Genomic DNA, 20472 nt, shown 5'->3' on the forward strand with positions numbered 1-20472 from the left:
TGTTTCGAAAGACTACCTTTTTCAAATAACTTTTGATAAGATTAGACACAATTGAAGACAGAGGTGAGAAAATGAAATTACTCAAGAGATATGGATTATTTTTTATTCCAATCGTCATTGCAGTCATCGTTTTCGCTGGATTATCACTGAGTATTCCGAAAGCAGAACCCTTAGTAAAGCCATCAGTTGCGACTAAAAAAACGTCGAACATGAAAAGTAAACTTCATTATGTAGCGATTGGTGATTCTTTAACCGAGGGAGTGGGAGACCAAACCAAACAAGGTGGTTTTGTTCCGCTAGTTGCAAATGATTTACGAGAAGATTATCAGCTGAAGACTGTTGAAACAGAAAATTATGGTGTCAATGGCGAACGAAGTGACCAGATACTTAAGCGAGTGAAGGAAAAAGAAACAATTCAAACAAATATTAAGACCGCTGACATTATCACATTGACTGTGGGTGGAAATGATTTGATGAAGGTGATTCAAAATAATTTTTTTGGGTTAACAACACGATCTTTTAAAAAACCTTTAAAAAACTATCAAGAAAATGTGACTGAACTTTTAGCAGAGATTCGAGAGCTAAACCCAAATGCGCCAATCTATGTTCTAGGTATTTACAATCCTTTTTATTTGAACTTTCCAGAAATCACAGATATGCAAACGATTGTAGATAATTGGAATCAAGGAACAGAAGCCATAGTCAAAGAAACGGATCACTGCTATTTTATTCCAATCAACGATTTACTATATCAGGGGTTAGATCAAAAAGTTGGTGTAGCTGAAGAACAAACAAATACAACAGATAGTATGGCAGAAAGCTTGAATGATATAAAAAATAATGTTTTGTATGAAGAGGATCATTTTCATCCAAACAACTTGGGCTATCAATTGATGGCAAATGCAGTAAAAGAAAAATTAGTTGCAACCAAAGAACAGTGGCTGATAAAGGAGGGTGACAAATGACAGAATCAGAAAATCCAAAGAAATCAGAAGTAGAAGTGAAAGAACCCTTGAACGAAAAACAAAGTCAAGCATCGAATTATTGGCGAATGGCTTTCTTGATTCTATTAGGTGTCGTGGTTGGTATCACCATTTTTCTAGGCGTTCGAATTTTTTCGAGCCAACCTGAGTACAAAAACATGCCAGAAATTACGGCAATCGAAGGCGAACCAGTCCTGACAATTAATTCAAATAAAGAAAAAGTCAATCAGTTGATTAGTTTTTTCTTAAGTGATTTTCAAAAAGAAGGCGACATTGAGTATAAATTTTATTTAGAAAATGAAGCCATGTTAAATGGTCAGTTTGAAGTATTAGGTTTTCCAGTGAATTTTTATCTCTATTTTGAACCTTATGTTATGGAAAATGGAAACGTTCAGCTGAAAGCAAAAAGTTTATCCATCGGCACATTAAGTTTGCCAATCAAAGATGTGATGAACATGGTTAAACGTAATTATAATTTACCTAAATGGGTCGAGATTGATACGAAAGACTTAACAGTCATGCTTCGACTAGATAAATTTAGAATGCAAAATGGCATGTATATCAAAGCAGATAAAATAAATTTAGTAGACGATGATATTCGTTTTAGTCTATACTTACCCGCAAGTGAAGAAACAACAAAAGAAAGTTCAAATCAATAAGTGAAATCAAAATAGATAAATAAAAGGAGGGCTTTGATGGAACGTGCAATTTTTGCAGGTGGCTGCTTTTGGTGTATGATTCAGCCATTTGACAGTTTACCAGGTATCTACTCAATTATGTCAGGATATACTGGCGGACAACTGGCTAATCCAACCTATGAACAAGTGAAGAGCCAAACAACTGGCCATACAGAAGCAGTTGAAATCATTTATGATCCACAAGTGATTTCCTATCAAGAATTAGTCGAGCTTTATTGGGAACAAACCGATCCAACTGATGCGTTTGGACAGTTTGAAGACCGAGGAAGTAGTTATCGACCTGTCATTTTTTATTCAACAAAAGAGCAACAAACGATTGCAGAAAAAAGCAAACAACGCTTAGCTGAGAGTGGTCGTTTTACAGAAAAAATTGTGACGACCATTGAGCCAGCACAGCCATTTTATTTGGCTGAAGTTGATCATCAAGACTACTATAAAAAGAATCCAGAAAACTTTGCACGCAATCATGCAAGAAGAGCGGCTTTTGTCGAGGAAAATTGGGGGAATCATCAGTGAATCGAAGTTTTTACCATTATTTAATGACTCTTCGTGGACCAAATCAGCTAGATCAAGTGACTGAATTTGCAAATGAAGCAGGAAAAGATATTCAATTTCCAAAACATAGTTCAGACTATGAAGAACTCTCTGATTATTTGGAAATGAATGTGGACTATTTAACTTCCATGGATGTATTTGATGCGGCTTGGGAACAATATTTGGAAAACAATCATGCTTCTTAAGCTTTTGTTTGTCTTTGAAAAAAAGATTAATTTCATCTCTTAGTCGCAATTTGTTTGAAATTTTTCTATAATAAAAGCAGAACTACAAATGAGGGATGAATGTTGACAACAAAACAGAAGTGGACGAATCGTTTTTGGTTAGCTGTGAAATATTTACTGATTTCGATTTTTCTGGCATTTATTTTACGTGGCTTTCTTTTTATTCCAGTACCGGTTGAAGGAAATTCAATGGAAAATACGTTGAGTCAAGGAAATATGACGGTGATGGAGAAATTTACCGAGATCAAACGATTTGATGTCGTCGTTTTTCAATTGGCAGATGGCACGATTTATATCAAACGAGTGATTGGCTTACCAGGTGAAACGATCAGCTACCAAAATGATACATTACAAATCAATGGAAAAGATATCAAAGAACCATTTTTAAGTAAAAATATCCAATCAGATCATGAGACTGCACCGTATACGACCGATTTCACCTTGCAAGGATTGACTGGGGAAGAAAAATTAGCTGAAGATAATTATTTCGTAATGGGGGACAATCGACGAATTTCAAAAGACAGTCGTTCTTTTGGTACGATTTCTCGTGAAGATATCTTGGGTAAGGCACGTATGGTGTACTATCCTTTAAGTGAAATCAAATGGATCAAATAATTGATGGCTTGAAATAGTATCAGTCAAAAAGACAATTGAATGAGATCAATTGTCTTTTTTTTGTTTTTTTAAATATAGCTAAAGTTATTTTTTGACAGCTGATAGCTGAGTGTGTTAACGTTTTCTTAGAGGGATAAAAAAATTTTTTGTTGTTTTATCTTATCTTTTTTAGAGGAGGTGAAAGTTGAAAAGAAAGACGAGAAAATTTGTTAAATAATAAAACAAAAAAGGAGTAAGAAAATGAAAAAGATTATTGTAGTATTTTTTGCTTTGTTCCTATTGCTTCCTCAAACAATGGTAAATGCAAATGAAATGGAACAAACAGCAGTAGGAACAAGTAGTATGGCAAATAACCAAATGGAATATGAAATTACTAGAAATATTTTGGTAAGTTCATTTACCGAGGATTGGAAAGTCGAAAGAATGAGAGTAACCAATTATGCAATTGAATTTGATGCTAATATGTGGGATTTTGGAGAATATAGTAATCAAGTACGAGAGACACAGACTTTATCCAGTGGACCAGAAGGTAAATATAAAACAGATGGAGAACGAATCCTTCGTGAAAAGAAAAATGGTCGAAACTACTACACCTTTCGATTTAAAAGAAACCAATACATAAACGGTTCTAATACAGTTATCCATATCAAGTCAATTGTAGATTTTGACTTTTTGTACAACGAGCTGATTATTAAGCTAGATACAAAAATACCAGAAAATTATAATGACTTACTGGTTTCCATTCAAAGTAAAATTGATCCTTGGAAGGTCGTTGATTGGGATTTAACACATAATAAAGCAATTAGCTACCACAACAATGGCAATAACAATCAAAAATGGTACCTCAAATATAATGAAGCGAAAAATGCGTATAGTATTCATAGCTATAAACAAACTACTTATAGCTTAATAGAAAATAGTAATGGCGCAGTTGTTGTCCAAGCAAATGTTAGCAATAATGATAGCGCACTCTGGCAGTTGATTTTGGAAAGCACTCATACAAATGGAAAAACTTACTTTTTGAAGAATCTAAAAAGTGGACATGTAATGGATATTCAAAAAAGCAATCTAGATGGTGGAAATATCATCACCTTTAATAAGACAGGGACAGAAAACCAAAAATTTATTTTACACATTGAGGGGAGAAAGTAATTTCTGGATAAGCTGGAAAATTGAAAAATTTGTATTTAAAAGAGAAGATGCAAGTAAGGTATCTCCTCTTTTGCTACTTGAACATTTAGTTGGTCGGTAGAAAAAAACTAAAAAAAGGAGAAAGAAAATGAAAAAGATGATTGGATTGTTTTTTACTTTATTTTTATTGTTTCCTCAAGTAATGGTTCACGCAAATGAAGCAAGTCAAGTAGTTGACGCAAAAAGTAGTGAGAAAAACCAACAAATGGAATATACAATTACTAGAAATATTATGGTAAGCTCATTTACTGAGGGGTGGGGAGTCGAGGGCATGAGAGTAACAGAAGATGCAATTGAATTTGATGTTAACATGGGAGACGAACTTTACCAGTTTGGGAACCCAAGTGAGGTACAGACTTTGTCCAGTGGACCAAGAGGTCAGTATCAAGTGGATGGCAAACGAATTCTTCGCGAAAAGAAAAATGGGAAACGCTATTACACGATTCGATTTGACAAAAGCCAATACATAAATGGTTCTAATACAGTTATCCATATAAAGACAATTGTAGATTTTGACTTTTTTTACAACGAGCTAGTCATTAATCTAAATACAAAAATACCAGAAAATTACAATGACATACTTGTTTCGATTCAAAGCAAAATGGATAATTGGAAAGTTATTGATTGGGATGAAACACATAATGTAGCTGTGAGTTGGAACAATGATGGCAATAGTAATCAAAAGTGGTACTTAAAATATCATGCAGCGAAAAATGCTTACAGTATCCATAGTTATAAACAAACTTCATATAGTTTGTTAGAAAATAGTGATAAAAAGGTTGGCGTCAAACCTAATGTTAGTAATAACGATAGTGCACTGTGGCAACTGATTTGGGAAAGTAGTCAAACCAACGGCGAAGCATTTTTCTTGAAGAACGTAAAAAGTGGACATGTAATGGATATTCAAAAAAGCAATCTAAATGGTGGAAATATCATCACCTTTAATAAGACAGGGACAGAAAACCAAAAATTTATTTTACACATTGAGGGGAGAAAGTAAGGATTGTGTTTGAAGCAAAAGAAGGAGAGAAGCAGGTGATCGTTGACTAACTTTAAAAACATGATTTGAAAGCAAAGAAAAGAAATCACTCCAACGTTACATTGTTGGAGTGATTTCTTTTTGTTTATTTTTATCCTTTTTTAGCTTTACATTGCCATCCAAGAGGGTTCTAACATATTTCCATCTAGGTCTTGTACTTCAAGGCCAAACATTTGATCTTCTGGAATACCCATGTCCACATGATAATAAGACCCACCATTTTCTTTTGCTGTTTCGGCAAATTTTTTGACTGCTTCTGCATTAGGTAGACTGAAAGCAATCAGTGCGCCACTGGTTGTCTGTGCATCTGCAATTTTACGTTCGTTGATAAATGTTTGATAAAATTCATGATTCAACAACATAATCCAAAAGTGATCATCCCATACCATAGAGCTTGCTTGTTCTGTCGAAAATTCTTGATTTTGCTCAAAGCCGAGTTTCGTATAAAATTCCGTTGACTTCTTTACATCTTTGACTGGAAAATTGACAAAAACCATCGTACTCATTTTTTTCGACCCCTTTCTATATTCTTATCATCTACTGTTTGTAAAACGCTGTCAAAAATTCTGCTTCGTTTTTTTCTTGGTAAAATAAATTTTGGAAAGGCATGGCGCTAAGAAAACAAACGATGCTTTCTTTTTTTTAGTTCAATTTATGCTAAAATAGCTTGTAAGTGATCAAACTGTGAACAACAGAATGAAAAAGCACATTCTATTTGAGTTCCAATCAGTGAGATTGATATATCAAGGAGGAAACACAACTATGACCATTCAATGGTTCCCAGGACACATGGCGAAAGCTCGTCGTGAAGTTTCTGAAAAAATGAAATACGTTGACATCGTTTTTGAGTTAGTGGATGCGCGTTTACCGTTGTCATCAAGAAACCCGATGCTCGATCAAATTATTCAACAAAAACCACGTATCGTTTTATTAAATAAAGCTGATTTGGCTGATCCACAACAAACAAAGCAGTGGCAAGAATATTTCAAAAAACAAGGTCACGCTGCATTAGCAATCAATGCACAAGAAAACAAGGGCGTGAAGGGACTGATTCCGACCGCCAAAGAAGTGTTAAAAGAAAAAAGAGCAAGAGATGCTGCTCGAGGATTGAAACCCCGTGCAATTCGAGCAATGGTTTTAGGAATCCCTAACGTTGGAAAATCGACATTAATGAATCGCTTAGTTGGAAAAAAAATTGCACAAACAGGGAATAAACCTGGAGTGACGAAAGGGCAACAATGGTTACGTCATGGAACGGAACTAGAATTATTAGATACACCAGGAATTCTTTGGCCTAAGTTTGAAGATGAAGAGATTGGGAAAAAGCTGGCATTGACTGGTGCAATCAAAGATCAATTACTTCACTTAGATGATTTGGCCATCTATGGCTTGGACTTCTTTGCCCGTTATTACCCAGGAAGAATTCAAGAACGTTACCATTTAACAGAAGAGCAGGAGCAGGGTCTTGCGCCAGAAATTTTGATGGCGGTCACGGCTAAAAGAGGCTTCAGAGATGATTACGCTCGTGGAAGTGAACTAGTTGTGTTTGAAATCAGAGATGGCAGATTAGGTCGCTACACGTTAGATCGCTGTGAAGAAATGGGGCAAGAAGTGAATGAGTGAGTCGATTCAAGCCATTAAGGAAAAATTAACAACAATCACTTCCTTGACTGATCCTTCACTTGAATATTTGAAGCAAGATCCGCGAAAAGGGGTACAACAAGCACTCAACTCTTTAGCAAAGCGGCTTGAAAAAGAGGCTAAAATCAAAGAAAAGTATCAAGAAATGTTTGTTTTTGAAAAACAAGGATATGCCAATGGTCATCAATGGATTGCTGGCATTGATGAAGTTGGTCGTGGACCATTAGCTGGCCCTGTCGTTGCAGCAGCAGTTGTCTTATCGAAAGATGAAGAAATTCTTGGCTTAAATGACTCTAAGCAGCTATCTGAGAAAAAACGTGAATTACTTTATCAGGAAATTCAAGAGAAAGCTTTGGCTATTGGAATCGGGATTGTTGACGAAAAAGTGATCGATGAAGTAAACATTTATGAGGCAAGCAAGTTGGCAATGATTCAAGCAGTTGAAAAATTAACTGTCCAGCCAACCTACTTGTTGATTGATGCGATGAAATTAGATTTGCCCATTCAACAAGAAAAACTAATCAAGGGAGATGCACGCTCTGTTTCGATTGCTGCAGCGAGCATCATTGCTAAAGTTTATCGCGATCGTTTGATGGCAGATTATGACCAATTGTATCCAGGCTATGGATTTGGTCACAATGCGGGCTATGGAACAAAAGAACACTTGATTGGTATGGAAAAACAAGGAATTACACCAATTCATCGTCGGACATTTGCTCCAGTCAAAAAATATTTATAAAAATTTAAACACACCTTTTGCGTATCTTATTAAAAAGAAAGCAAGAGGTGATTTTTTTATGGAAAAAATAAAAGAATATTTATTACGTTTGACTTACGCAAAAGGGATTAGTAGCCAGGGGAAGTGGCAAATACTTCAGTACTTATTGGCAAATCCAGAAGTACGCTTAACAATAGAAGAGATTTGTAAGATTGCCTCTATTACGATTCATCGTGAACTGTTTCGACAAAGCTGGTTGGAGGTCGAAAATCACTGGGAAACAATCAAACAAAACCAACAGTATATTACTTGTTTGGACCCATGCTATCCCTCACAATTATTAAATTTGACATATCCTCCCATTCTATTATTTTATCGAGGGGACCTATCGTTATTGACGTATAAAATGGTGAGCGTTGTTGGAGGAAGACGATCGTCAGTTCTTGCAAAGAAAACAGTTCTTCAGCTCTTACGTCCAGTGATTGCTGAGGGTTACGTGATTGTGAGTGGCTGTGCCAAGGGAATTGATACATATAGTCACTGTGCGGCAATTAAAGAAGGTGGACGAACGATTGCTGTTGTTGGAACAGGCTTGAAAAAATTTTATCCAAGAGAAAATGAACAACTACAAAGGAAAATTGCTGAGGAGCATTTGCTGTTAAGTGAATATCCGCCAGAAGCAGGACCAAGGAGACACCGCTTTCCGATGAGAAATCGAATCATTGCTGCCTTATCACTGGGTACTTGTGTAATCGAAGCAAGGAAAAAGAGTGGCTCACTAATAACAGCACAGCAAGCATTAGATTTAGGCAAGGCTGTTTTTGCCGTCCCTGGAAATGTTTTAACAGAACACTCTGAAGGCTGTCATCACCTCATTCAAGATGGGGCAATTTGTACGATTTCAGGACAGGATATTTTAGCAGAATTGAAAGAATAACATCACATTTCCCATTTGCTTTCCTTGACAAACGATTTCTGAATGGATATGATTAGCTACGATTTGTAGGAAACCTCTAGTATAAGTATATATAGTAGGAACTCGACAATGAAAGGAGTCCATTCAAGAATGGCATATAAATATTTAGTGATTGTAGAATCACCAGCAAAGGCCAAAACAATTGAAAAATATTTGGGCCGAAATTATAAAGTAATGGCAAGTGTAGGCCATATTCGTGATTTACCAAAAAGTAAAATGGGAATTGATGTCGAAAATAATTATGAACCTCATTATATTTCTATCCGAGGAAAAGGCGATGTTATTAAAAGTTTAAAATCTGCGGCTAAAAAAGCGCAGAAAGTTTATCTCGCAAGTGACCCGGATAGAGAAGGAGAAGCGATTGCTTGGCATCTAGCCTATTTATTAGGATTAGATCTTGAAGACAAAAATCGTGTTGTTTTCAATGAAATCACTAAAGATGCTGTGAAAGCTGCGTTTAAAGAACCTCGTTCAATCGATGTGGATTTAGTTGATGCACAACAAGCACGCCGCGCATTAGACCGATTAGTTGGCTATTCGATTAGTCCAATCCTTTGGCGTAAAGTGAAAAAAGGATTAAGTGCAGGACGCGTTCAATCTATTGCTTTAAAAATTATCATTGATCGTGAGCAAGAAATCCGCGAATTTATTCCAGAAGAATACTGGAGTATCGATGGAAACTTTAAAAAGGCACGTAAGAAATTCAAAGCAAACTTCTGGGGAATCGATGGCAAGAAGAAAAAATTACCAGATGCAGAAGCTGTGAAAGAAGTCACTGCTAGAATTGATGGCCAAGACTTTGAAGTGAAAAAAGTTGAAAAGAAAGAACGTAAAAGAAATCCAGCCAATCCATTTACTACGAGTAGTTTACAACAAGAGGCTGCACGTAAATTAAATTTCCGCACAAGAAAAACAATGATGGTTGCACAACAACTATATGAAGGAATCGCATTGGGAAAACAAGGAACAGTTGGTTTGATTACCTACATGCGTACCGACTCAACGCGGATTGCTGACACAGCCAAAGCAGAAGCAGCTTCATTTATCCAAGAAACATATGGTGATGAATTCTCTGCTCACGGAAATAAAAAGGTAAAAAATGCTCAAGGCGCACAAGATGCCCATGAAGCAGTAAGACCAACTAGTGTTTTGCGCACACCTGATGAAATCAAACAATATTTAGATAAAGACCAATTAAAATTATATACATTGATCTGGTCACGTTTTGTTGCCAGTCAAATGACACCAGCGATTTTAGATACAATGAAAGTTACTCTAGACCAAAACGGTGTCATCTTTATTGCCAATGGTTCAAAGGTCAAGTTCAAAGGATTCATGCAAGTTTATGTTGAAGGTCGCGATGATGGTAAAGAAGACAAAGAAAACATCTTGCCTGAATTAATTGAGGGAGACATTGTTCAATCTGTGGACATCGAACCCAAACAACACTTTACGCAACCACCAGCAAGATTTAGTGAAGCAACGCTTATTCGAGCATTAGAAGAAAACGGTGTGGGTCGTCCATCAACTTATGCGCCAACATTGGATACGATCCAACGCCGCTACTATGTCAAACTGACACAAAAACGTTTCGAACCAACGGAGCTAGGAGAAATCGTTAACTCATTAATTGTTGAATTCTTCCCTCAAATCGTTGATATCCATTTCACAGCGGAAATGGAAAATGACTTGGATAAAGTGGAAGAAGGAAAAGAAGCTTGGGTCCAAGTAGTTGATCGTTTCTATAAACCTTTTGAAAAAGAATTAAGTAATGCAGAAGAAAAAATGGAAAAAATTCAAATCAAAGATGAACCAGCTGGATTTGATTGCGATGTCTGTGGGCATCCAATGGTGATTAAATTAGGAAAATATGGTAAATTTTACGCATGTAGTAATTTTCCAGAATGTCGTAATACCAAACCAATCGTGAAAGAAATCGGTGTTACTTGTCCCGTATGTCATGAAGGCCAAGTGATTGAACGTAAATCCAAGAAAAACAGAATTTTTTATGGTTGTTCTCGTTTCCCAGATTGCGAATTTACTTCTTGGGATAAACCAGTAGGCAGAAATTGTCCGAAATGTGATCAATATTTGGTTGAGAAGAAAGTTAAAGGTGGCAAACAGGTTGTCTGTGTAAATGGCGACTATGAAGAAGATGTTCAAAAATAATCGAAAAGAGGTTTTTACTTGAAAACTGTAAATGTAATTGGTGCCGGCCTTGCCGGAAGTGAAGCAGCTTGGCAAATTGCACAAGCTGGAGTTCCTGTTCGTCTATATGAAATGCGTCCAGTTAAATCGACGGAAGCACATCATACTGAAAATTTTGCGGAATTAGTCTGTTCTAATTCTTTAAGAGGAAATAGTTTAGCAAATGCTGTTGGCCTATTGAAAGAAGAAATGCGTCGCTTGAATTCCGTAGTGATTACTTCGGCTGACGAAACAGCTGTTCCTGCTGGTGGCGCATTGGCAGTTGACCGAGATTCATTTTCAGAAACGATTACTCGAAAAGTGAAAGAGCATCCACTAGTAACGGTTATCAATGAAGAAATAACCAAAATACCAGAAGGCATTACTGTTATCGCAACCGGGCCGTTAACTTCTCATCCATTAGCAGAAGCAATCAAAGAATTTAATGGTTCAGATGGTTTTTATTTTTATGATGCTGCTGCACCAATTATTGATAAATCAACGATTGACATGGACAAAGTATATTTGAAATCACGTTATGATAAAGGTGAGGCAGCTTACTTGAACTGTCCAATGACAGAAGAAGAATTTACTGCGTTCCATGATGCGTTGGTTCATGCAGAAGTCGCAGAATTAAAAGCATTTGAAAAAGAAAAATATTTTGAAGGTTGTATGCCAATTGAAGTAATGGCACAACGTGGATTTAAAACGATGCTATTTGGTCCAATGAAGCCAGTTGGACTAGAAGATCCCAAAACGGGCAAACGCCCTTATGCTGTCATTCAATTGCGCCAAGATAATGCAGCTGCTTCTCTTTATAATATTGTTGGCTTCCAAACTCACCTAAAATGGGGCGAGCAAAAACGAGTATTCCGCATGATTCCTGGTTTGGAAAATGCTGACTTTGTACGTTATGGTGTCATGCATCGTAATAGTTTTATGAATTCACCAGAATTATTGAAACCAACTTACCAATCAGCGAAGCGCGAAGATTTATTTTTTGCAGGTCAAATGACTGGTGTTGAAGGGTACGTGGAAAGTGCAGCTAGTGGGTTGTTAGCTGGAATCAATGCTGCACGACTTGCAAAAGAAGAAGAGCTTGTTGTCTTCCCACAAGAAACAGCGATTGGAAGTATGGCGTACTATATCACGCATGCCGAAGGAAAACATTTCCAACCAATGAATGCAAACTACGGGTTGTTCCCAGAACTACCTGAACGAATTCGTGATAAAAAATCACGTTATGAAGCATTAGCAAACCGAGCATTAGCAGCTAATGAAAAAGTGATTGCAGAATTAGCTTCGCTTATTCCTGCAAAATAAAAAAAAACGAAGCGACTTAGTAAGTTATGATTGAGCTATTCATAATTTACTAAGTTTTTTGTCGCGTAAAATGAATGCTTCACTGAAAAATTAGCGAGAAAAATGAAAACAAAACGAAAAATTGTGCGAATTGTGAACAAACTTAGAAATATTGATTAAATTCTGACAATTTATTTGTTTTTTTATAAGGGCTATGCTAAATTTATTTCTGGGATTGTAAGGAAGGTGAAAAAATGGCAGAACAAAGCTGGGAAGAAAAGTTTCTACGCTATTTGATTGTTGAACGAGGATACTCGGATAAGACGCGTCAAGCATACAAGGAAGATATTGATGACTTCAAAGATTTTCTAAAAGAATCTGGTGAGGAAAATTTGTTGAGTATTGATTACTTAGATGTGAGAGTCTATTTAGGTTTTTTATCAGATAAAGAATACAGTAGAAACACAATTAGCAGAAAAATTGCCAGTTTGCGTTCATTTTATCAATATCTTTTAAAAGAAGAACTGATCGAGGAAAATCCTTTTTCTTATGTCCATTTAAAGAAAAAAAATATTCGGTTACCGCGCTTTTTTTATGAAAATGAAATGCAGGCTTTGTTTGAAAGCGTTGCTGGGGATAAACCGTTGGACTTCAGAGATCGAGCAGTACTAGAAGTTTTATATGGTTCTGGTATCCGCTTAAGTGAATGTAGTGGGTTAAAGGTTAAGGACATCGACTTTCAAGCAGAGGTAATGTTGATTCATGGAAAAGGAAACAAAGAAAGATATGCGCCACTGGGATCCTTTGCTCAAGAAGCTTTACAAGAATATTTTGAAAAAAGTCGTTCGTTCTTGATGAATAAATACCATAAAGAGCACGATTTTGTTTTTGTTAACCACCATGGTGATCCAATTACACCAACTGGAATCGAATATATACTAAATCAGATAATCAAGAAAAGTAGTTTAGATAGTGATATTCATCCTCATATGTTGCGTCATACGTTTGCAACGCATTTATTGAACAATGGTGCAGATATGCGGACAGTTCAAGAATTATTAGGGCATGCGAATTTGTCTACAACTCAGATTTATGCCCATGTGACGAAAGAAAGTTTACAAAAAAACTATCGCTCTTTTCATCCACGAGCGTAGCAAGGATATTATTTTATTAGGAGGGTCTACAAATGGTAGAATCACAATTTCATTCAACCACGATTTGTGCAGTTGAAAAAGACGGAAAATTTGCAATGGCTGGAGACGGTCAAGTAACAATGGGAGAATCTGTTGTTATGAAAGGAACAGCTCGCAAAGTTCGCAGAATTTATAATGACGAAGTTGTTGTTGGTTTTGCTGGAAGCGTAGCAGATGCCTTTACTTTGGAAGAAAAATTTGAAGGTAAACTGAATGAATATAATGGCAATCTACAACGTGCGGCTGTTGAGTTAGCACAAGAATGGCGAACACAACAATCCATGCAGAAATTAGAAGCAATGTTGATTGTTATGAATGATAAGGAAATGCTGTTAGTTTCTGGAACAGGTGAAGTGATTACACCAGATGATGGTATTTTAGCCATTGGTTCTGGCGGAAACTTTGCGTTAGCCGCTGCACGTGCAATGAAAAATTATGCACAAAATGAGATGAGTGCAAAAGAGATTGCTGAAAATGCGTTGAACATCGCAGCGGATATTTGTATCTTCACAAACCATAATATCATTGTAGAAGAATTATAAGAGGTGATTAGAATGAATGAATTAAGACAAACACCAAGACAAATCGTGAGTGAGTTGGATCAATACATCGTGGGACAAGAAGCAGCTAAAAAATCTGTGGCTGTCGCTTTACGAAACCGCTACCGTAGACTCCAGTTAGATGAAAAAATGCAACAAGATATTACCCCTAAAAATATGCTGATGATTGGGCCAACAGGGGTTGGGAAAACAGAAATTGCTCGTCGACTTGCAAAAATCGTCAATGCGCCATTCATCAAAGTGGAAGCAACTAAATTTACAGAAGTTGGTTACGTTGGCCGAGATGTAGAATCAATGGTTCGTGACTTGGTCGAAAACGCGATTCAAATCGTTGAGAAAGAACAATACAGTCGTGTGTATACAAAAGCCAAGAAAAATGCTGAAAAACGGTTAGTGAAAGTTTTAGTACCTGGTATCAAGAAGGAACAAAAACAATCAACAAACCAATTTGAACAAATGATGAACATGTTCAATGCCTCTGCACAACAGGCTGAACCACAAGAAGAAATCACCGAAGACATTCGAGTTAATCGTCGCACCGTCTTGGAACAATTGGAAAAAGGCTTGCTGGATACGCGTGAAGTGACAATCGAAGTGGAAGAACAAAAGAAGTCCGCGCCAATGATGAACAATGGCTTGGAACAAATGGGCATTGATTTGAATGAGACATTAGGCGCGTTAACACCGACTAAAAAAGTAGAAAGAACAGTCACAGTAAAAGAAGCACGCGAAATTTTAATTCGTGAAGAATCTGCTAAACTTGTGAAAGATGCAGATATTCATAGCGAAGCAATCAAATTGGCTGAGTCAAGTGGTATTATTTTTATCGATGAAATCGATAAAGTGACTTCAAAATCACAACAGTCTGGTGAAGTTTCTCGAGAAGGTGTACAACGCGACATTTTACCAATTGTTGAAGGCTCACAAGTCAACACGAAATATGGTACGTTACAAACAGATCATATTTTATTTATTGCTTCAGGTGCCTTTCATTTATCCAAACCAAGTGATTTGATTCCAGAATTACAAGGACGCTTCCCGATTCGCGTCGAATTAGATGATTTGTCAGCGGAAGATTTTGTGAAAATTTTGACAGAACCTAATAATGCATTGATCAAACAATATATTGCATTGATTGAAACGGAGAATGTTTCCGTTACGTTTACTAAGGAAGCAATCGAACGAATCGCGCAAATTGCTTTTGATGTGAATCGCGACACGGATAACATCGGTGCACGCCGTTTACACACAATCTTGGAAAAATTATTAGAAGATTTATTATTTGAGGCACCAGATATGCAGATGGGTGAGATTACGATTACAGAAGCATATGTCAATGACAAATTGGTTTCAATTGCACAAAATGAAGATCTAAGCCGCTATATACTTTAAGAATCGGAGGACGACTATGACGGATTTGCTAACGAAAACCCGAAAGATCAACAAACTTTTACAACAAAAAAATACCTTTGATATGGATGCTGATTTACCATATGACAAAATGGCAGTGACACTAGGTGGAGTGTTGGACAGTAATACGTATATCATTGGTAGCGATGGCGTGCTACTTGGTTATAATGAACGTCATGATGTGAATAATGAACGTGTGAAAACTATGTTCGTTGAAAAACAATTTCCACTTTCTTACACAGATACCGTAGATCAACTAGTTAAGACAGAAGCAAATATTCCAATCACTAGTGAAATTACAGCTTTTCCAGTAGAGTCAAGAGAAAAATATCCATTTGGCTTAACGACAGTCGTACCGATTTTTGGTGCGGGAGAACGTTTAGGAACAATTATTTTGTCACGAATGGAACAAGCATTTACTGACGATGATTTAGTTTTAGCGGAATATGGGGCAACAGTTGTAGGAATGCAAATTCTTTACCAACAGTCACGTAGCATTGAAGAAGATGTGCGAAGTGCCACAGCTGTGCAAATGGCAATCAATACTCTTTCTTACAGTGAATTAAAAGCAGTTCAAGCAATTTTCCATGCGCTTGATGGCGACGAAGGTCGTTTGACGGCGTCAAATATTGCCGATGAAATCGGAATTACTCGTTCCGTGATCGTTAATGCTTTGCGCAAATTGGAGTCTGCAGGTATCATTGAATCACGTTCTTTGGGAATGAAAGGAACCTACTTAAAAGTCCTTAATTCACGTTTTAAAGAAGAATTAGCAAAACATAGCTACTAAACTGAATCTTATTTTTCAGTTCACTGAGGGCAGTAGCAATTTCAAAAAATGGGGGAGTCACAATGACCGTAATTATTCAAAATGATCAGCTTATTGCTAAAATAGCTGAACATGGAGCAGAACTAATTAGCTTACAATCAAAAGAGCATAATCTTGAATATATTTGGCAAGGGGATCCAGAATTTTGGGGACGTCATGCACCGGTTCTTTTCCCATTTGTTGGTCGTTTGAAAAATGACGAATACATGTATCAAGGGAAAACGTATTCGATGGGGCAACATGGTTTTGCAAGAGATATGGATTTTGAAGTTATTGAGCAAGGACCAGAGCAAGCAAGTTTTCTGTTGAAAAGTACACCAGAAACGAAAAAAAATTATCCGTTTGATTTCGAATTAGTCATCACGTATGAATTAGGTGGCGACGGAATAACTGTTCATTACCAAGTGGAAAATGTTGGAGAAGAAGAAATGTATTTTTCAATTGGTGGGCATCCAGCGTTTAATGTACCATTGGAAGAAGGCTTGTCGTTTGATGATTTTTATTTAGCCTTCTCGCCAAGAAAATCAAGATTACGTTTACCATTGGCAGGACCTTATATCGATTTAGATCAACGAACATTGGGGCAAACAAATACGAACTTGGCATTAGATCGTGAGTTGTTTGACCAAGATGCACTTGTTTTTGAAACGAAAGGACTAAATGCCTATTCGATTCGTAGTGAAAAATCACGCCACAGTGTGACATTAAGCTATAAAGATATGCCTTACGTTGGTATTTGGTCACCTTATCCAAAAGAAGCGCCGTTTGTTTGTATCGAACCTTGGTGTGGGATTGCGGATACGGTGAATAGTAATGGAAGTCTGATGGAAAAAGTGGGAATCAATCAATTAGGTGCTCATGAAATTTTCCAAACAAAATACTCAATCACCGTGAAATAAACAAAAAAGTGAGCTACGACAAATGTCGCAGTTCACTTTTTTTGAGAAAGAAAAACTATTTTTTTTTGCTGCTATTTAAACCAAAAGGAATTCGACTTTCAGTTTTGTTTTTGATACGTTGAATGTTTTCTTTGTGACGAAGAAAAATAAAGGATGACACTAAGAAAGCAATGATAGTTAACAGCCAATTATGTTCAGGTAAAATAACCGGTGCAATATACGGTAAGAAAATCGTTGATAAAGTAATCAACACAGCACTGATCATACTGCTTAAGCTTACCATGCTGGTGAAGTAAAGACTTACGACAAAAATTGTTGCAGAGTAGACGAAGAAAATGGGACTGAAACCTAGGAGCATGCCGGCGCTGGTTGCGACTGCTTTTCCGCCTTTGAATTTTGCAAAAATCGGAAAAGTATGACCGAGGATTGCACAGACCCCAAACCAAAGTGGATTGATTGTCGTGATGTGAAAAATAATTGGCAGACAAGTTGCCAGTGTTCCTTTTAAGATGTCCATTAGTAAGACAACGATTCCTGCTTTTTTGCCTAATACACGAAAGGTATTGGTCGTTCCAGTGTTTCCACTACCATATGCGCGAATGTCTTTGTTGAAAAAGATTTTTCCAATCCAGACGCCGGAAGGAATAGAACCGAAAAGATATGCTACAATAAGTAATAAGATCAATTTCATTTTTTTTACCTCTTTCAAGTTGAAAACTAATGTTTATTTTAGCATGAATGAGTAGTAGGAACAATCGAAATTCACGAATGAAAGGAATGAGTAGGATGGCAGTTGAAAATCCAACCCAAGAAACAATTTTTGATTATTTAAAGTCAGCAAAAAATATTGCTGTTGTCGGTTTGAGTAATAAACCAGAACGAACAAGTTACCAAATCGCGAAGTTATTACAAGAAAAAGGATATCAAATTTTTCCTGTGAATCCAATTTTGGCTGGACAAGAAGTACTAGGTGAAAAAGTTTATGGTCATCTGACAGAGATTACAGAACCAATTGATATTGTTGATATTTTTCGACGTGGTGAATTTTTACCTGAAGTAGCACAGGACTTTTTGCAAACAGATGCAAAAGTTTTTTGGGCACAATTAGGAATTGAAAATGAAGAGGCAGCAAAATTATTACAAGCTGCCGGTCGAAAAGATATCGTGATGAATCGTTGTATAAAAATTGAACTAGCTAAAATGGACGATAACTAGTCTGAGCAAGTGCAACGACCAAATAAATAAAGTTTTAATGTGCGAAAGGTGTTAATTAAAAGCAGGTTGGGTGACTGTTTCTCTTGATTTTTTCCCAACCTCTTTTTTTTCGCAGTTTTTTTTAGTATGATTAGTTCGATGCGGTCTTTTAAATTCCGCAAGTATTATTGAAGGAGCGTTTGCCTTGGCAAAAAAAGTAATCAATGAATATAATGATGCTTCTATCCAAGTTCTTGAGGGATTGGAAGCAGTTAGAAAACGACCAGGGATGTATATCGGTTCCACTGATAGCCGAGGCTTACATCATTTAGTGTATGAAATTGTTGATAATGCAGTCGATGAAGCTTTATCAGGCTATGGAAATGAAATTGATGTAGTGATACATAAAGATAACAGTATCACTGTAGTAGATAGCGGTCGCGGAATGCCAGTTGGAATGCATGCTTCAGGAATTCCAACGGTTGAAGTGATTTTTACAGTGCTACATGCTGGAGGAAAGTTTGGTCAAGGAGGTTATAAGACCTCTGGTGGACTGCATGGTGTCGGTGCCAGTGTGGTAAATGCCTTATCAAAATGGTTGACTGTAACTATTGTTCGTGATGGTGTTGAATACCAACAAAAATTTGTAGACGGTGGTAAGCCACAGGGGACATTAAAAAAACTTGGTAAAACAAAAAAAGCAAATGGAACCACGGTTCATTTCTTACCGGATGATACGATCTTTTCAACAGTGAAATTTTCATATGAGATATTATCAGAGCGTTTGCGCGAGTCCGCTTTTCTTTTGAAAGGCGTTCGAATTACGTTAAGTGATCTTCGCGATGAAGAAGAGGTTACAGAAGTTTTTCATTATGAAGAAGGAATCAAAGAATTTGTCGAATACTTGAATGAAGAAAAAGATACATTGACACCTGTTGTCTATTTTTCTGGTGAAAAAGACGGTATCGAAGTGGAAGTTTCTTATCAATACAATGATGGCTATTCGGAGAATATTTTGTCTTTTGTTAATAATGTACGGACGAAAGATGGCGGTACGCATGAAGCAGGAATGAAAACAGCGATGACGAAAGCTTATAATGAGTACGCTCGTAAAGTTGGACTTTTGAAAGAGCGAGATAAGAACTTAGAAGGTAGCGATTTTCGTGAAGGCTTAGCGGCGGTTTTATCAATTCGTGTACCAGAAAACTTATTACAGTTTGAAGGTCAAACCAAGGAAAAATTGGGTACGCCAGTTGCTCGAACAGTCGTTGATAATGTCATTGGCGAACAAATGGGCTTTTATTTACAAGAAAACAGTGAAATGAGCCAAATGTTGGTCAGAAAAGCAGTGAAGGCTCGTGAAGCGCGAGAAGCTGCACGTAAAGCGCGAGAAGAAAGCCGTAATGGTAAAAAACGCAAAAAAGGCGAATCTTTGTTATCAGGTAAATTGACCCCTGCACAATCGCGTAATCCTAAAAAGAATGAGCTTTATCTAGTCGAAGGAGACTCTGCTGGCGGATCTGCCAAGCAAGGACGAGATCGTAAATTCCAAGCAATTTTGCCACTTCGAGGAAAAGTAATCAATACAGAAAAAGCGAAAATGCAAGACATTTTGAAAAATGAAGAAATCAACACCATGATTTATACGATTGGTGCAGGCGTAGGACCAGAATTTTCTGTTGAAGATTGTAACTACGACAAGATCATTATCATGACCGATGCAGATACGGATGGTGCGCATATCCAAGTGCTATTGTTAACTTTCTTCTATCGCTATATGAAACCATTAATTGAAGCCGGAAAGATCTATATTGCTTTACCACCTTTATACAAAGTTTCAAAAGGCCAAGGGAAGAAGCAAGTGGTTGAATATGCTTGGACAGATGAAGAATTAGCTGCAGAAATCAAAAAAGTTGGGAAAGGTTATTCATTGCAACGGTATAAAGGGTTAGGTGAAATGAATGCCGACCAATTATGGGAAACAACGATGGATCCAACTTCACGGACATTAATTCGTGTTCGAATTGATGATGCGGCACAAGCAGAACGACGTGTGACGACATTAATGGGGGATAAAGTTGAACCTCGGAGAAAATGGATTGAAAGCCACGTCCAATTTACAATGGAAGAAGACGGTAGTATTTTAGATAAAAAAGAAGACACTGAAATGACAGCTTCAACTTCAAGCGAACGATTAGATGAAGAGCATGAAGAGATTGAAAAGCCAATTCAGTTGTTTGATGTAGAATAGGAGGTCA

The 20472-nt window shown here is 36.9% G+C and carries 21 protein-coding genes; 19 read left to right on the forward strand and 2 right to left on the reverse strand.

The window, feature by feature from the left end:
- Positions 1-71 precede the first annotated feature (71 nt).
- The 7 genes from IGJ66_RS04470 to IGJ66_RS04500 all read left to right on the forward strand — a co-directional run bounded on the left by IGJ66_RS04470 (position 72) and on the right by IGJ66_RS04500 (position 5266).
- A complete protein-coding gene (locus IGJ66_RS04470) occupies positions 72-965 on the forward strand; it encodes an SGNH/GDSL hydrolase family protein (RefSeq protein ID WP_095803526.1) in 894 nt (297 codons plus the stop codon).
- Positions 962-1642: a YpmS family protein gene (locus IGJ66_RS04475; RefSeq protein ID WP_082904106.1), complete on the forward strand. Its 681-nt coding sequence runs from the start codon at positions 962-964 to the stop codon at positions 1640-1642. Before IGJ66_RS04470 ends, IGJ66_RS04475 begins: the two co-directional genes overlap by 4 nt.
- A gap of 36 nt (positions 1643-1678) precedes the next feature.
- On the forward strand, positions 1679-2197 hold the full coding sequence (msrA, locus tag IGJ66_RS04480; RefSeq protein WP_067484972.1) for a peptide-methionine (S)-S-oxide reductase MsrA: 519 nt from the start codon (positions 1679-1681) through the stop codon (positions 2195-2197).
- Positions 2194-2421, forward strand: coding sequence for a YozE family protein (locus tag IGJ66_RS04485; protein WP_067484975.1), 228 nt, complete (start codon positions 2194-2196; stop codon positions 2419-2421). Before msrA ends, IGJ66_RS04485 begins: the two co-directional genes overlap by 4 nt.
- 99 nt (positions 2422-2520) lie before the next feature.
- Complete coding sequence (gene lepB / locus IGJ66_RS04490) at positions 2521-3075, forward strand: signal peptidase I (RefSeq protein WP_067484978.1); 555 nt, start codon at positions 2521-2523, stop codon at positions 3073-3075.
- 240 nt (positions 3076-3315) lie between these two features.
- Complete coding sequence (locus IGJ66_RS04495; RefSeq protein ID WP_430616872.1) at positions 3316-4227, forward strand: RICIN domain-containing protein; 912 nt, start codon at positions 3316-3318, stop codon at positions 4225-4227.
- 127 nt (positions 4228-4354) lie between these two features.
- On the forward strand, positions 4355-5266 hold the full coding sequence (locus IGJ66_RS04500) for an RICIN domain-containing protein (RefSeq protein WP_430616873.1): 912 nt from the start codon (positions 4355-4357) through the stop codon (positions 5264-5266).
- 146 nt (positions 5267-5412) lie between these two features.
- Here the strand turns inward: IGJ66_RS04500 and IGJ66_RS04505 are convergent, their stop codons facing one another.
- Complete coding sequence (locus tag IGJ66_RS04505; RefSeq protein WP_430616874.1) at positions 5413-5811, reverse strand: VOC family protein; 399 nt, start codon at positions 5809-5811, stop codon at positions 5413-5415.
- Positions 5812-6067: 256 nt separating this feature from the next.
- On the opposite strand from IGJ66_RS04505, the gene ylqF reads away from it, so the two are divergent.
- The 10 genes from ylqF (at position 6068) to IGJ66_RS04555 (ending at position 17020) form a co-directional block, all read left to right on the forward strand.
- Entirely contained in the window at positions 6068-6928 is an 861-nt protein-coding gene (gene ylqF / locus IGJ66_RS04510) for a ribosome biogenesis GTPase YlqF (RefSeq protein WP_067484988.1), read from the forward strand.
- Positions 6921-7685, forward strand: coding sequence for a ribonuclease HII (locus IGJ66_RS04515; protein ID WP_067484993.1), 765 nt, complete (start codon positions 6921-6923; stop codon positions 7683-7685). The genes ylqF and IGJ66_RS04515 overlap by 8 nt, the downstream gene beginning before the upstream one ends.
- A 58-nt stretch (positions 7686-7743) precedes the next feature.
- Positions 7744-8601 carry a DNA-processing protein DprA gene (gene dprA / locus IGJ66_RS04520; protein WP_430616875.1) on the forward strand — a complete coding sequence of 286 codons (858 nt, stop codon included), beginning with the start codon at positions 7744-7746 and terminating at the stop codon, positions 8599-8601.
- Between the two features lie 129 nt (positions 8602-8730).
- Positions 8731-10809 (forward strand): type I DNA topoisomerase, encoded by a 2079-nt coding sequence (gene topA / locus IGJ66_RS04525; RefSeq protein WP_067484998.1) that lies wholly within the window; start codon positions 8731-8733, stop codon positions 10807-10809.
- 18 nt (positions 10810-10827) lie between these two features.
- Positions 10828-12150, forward strand: coding sequence for an FADH(2)-oxidizing methylenetetrahydrofolate--tRNA-(uracil(54)-C(5))-methyltransferase TrmFO (gene trmFO, locus IGJ66_RS04530; protein WP_071869355.1), 1323 nt, complete (start codon positions 10828-10830; stop codon positions 12148-12150).
- 233 nt (positions 12151-12383) lie between these two features.
- Complete coding sequence (gene xerC, locus IGJ66_RS04535) at positions 12384-13283, forward strand: tyrosine recombinase XerC (protein WP_430616876.1); 900 nt, start codon at positions 12384-12386, stop codon at positions 13281-13283.
- A gap of 32 nt (positions 13284-13315) precedes the next feature.
- Positions 13316-13864 (forward strand): HslVU peptidase proteolytic subunit, encoded by a 549-nt coding sequence (hslV, locus tag IGJ66_RS04540; RefSeq protein WP_067485006.1) that lies wholly within the window; start codon positions 13316-13318, stop codon positions 13862-13864.
- A gap of 12 nt (positions 13865-13876) precedes the next feature.
- On the forward strand, positions 13877-15274 hold the full coding sequence (hslU, locus tag IGJ66_RS04545) for an ATP-dependent protease ATPase subunit HslU (protein ID WP_067485008.1): 1398 nt from the start codon (positions 13877-13879) through the stop codon (positions 15272-15274).
- Positions 15275-15290: 16 nt separating this feature from the next.
- Positions 15291-16082 carry a GTP-sensing pleiotropic transcriptional regulator CodY gene (codY, locus tag IGJ66_RS04550; RefSeq protein WP_067485011.1) on the forward strand — a complete coding sequence of 264 codons (792 nt, stop codon included), beginning with the start codon at positions 15291-15293 and terminating at the stop codon, positions 16080-16082.
- A gap of 62 nt (positions 16083-16144) precedes the next feature.
- Positions 16145-17020 carry an aldose 1-epimerase family protein gene (locus tag IGJ66_RS04555; protein WP_071869353.1) on the forward strand — a complete coding sequence of 292 codons (876 nt, stop codon included), beginning with the start codon at positions 16145-16147 and terminating at the stop codon, positions 17018-17020.
- A gap of 55 nt (positions 17021-17075) precedes the next feature.
- On the opposite strand, the gene plsY is transcribed toward IGJ66_RS04555, so the two are convergent.
- Positions 17076-17711, reverse strand: a complete 636-nt coding sequence (plsY, locus tag IGJ66_RS04560; protein ID WP_430616877.1) for a glycerol-3-phosphate 1-O-acyltransferase PlsY — start codon at positions 17709-17711, stop codon at positions 17076-17078.
- A gap of 95 nt (positions 17712-17806) precedes the next feature.
- Between plsY and IGJ66_RS04565 the strand changes: the two genes are divergently transcribed.
- Both IGJ66_RS04565 and parE read left to right on the forward strand, forming a co-directional pair.
- Positions 17807-18235, forward strand: coding sequence for a CoA-binding protein (locus IGJ66_RS04565; protein ID WP_067485020.1), 429 nt, complete (start codon positions 17807-17809; stop codon positions 18233-18235).
- A 184-nt stretch (positions 18236-18419) separates the two neighbouring features.
- Positions 18420-20465 (forward strand): DNA topoisomerase IV subunit B, encoded by a 2046-nt coding sequence (gene parE / locus IGJ66_RS04570; protein WP_430616878.1) that lies wholly within the window; start codon positions 18420-18422, stop codon positions 20463-20465.
- The last annotated feature ends 7 nt before the right edge of the window (positions 20466-20472 follow it).

It is taken from the genome of Enterococcus sp. DIV0176 (assembly GCF_050528535.1).
Lineage (GTDB): Bacteria > Bacillota > Bacilli > Lactobacillales > Enterococcaceae > Enterococcus_B > Enterococcus_B thailandicus.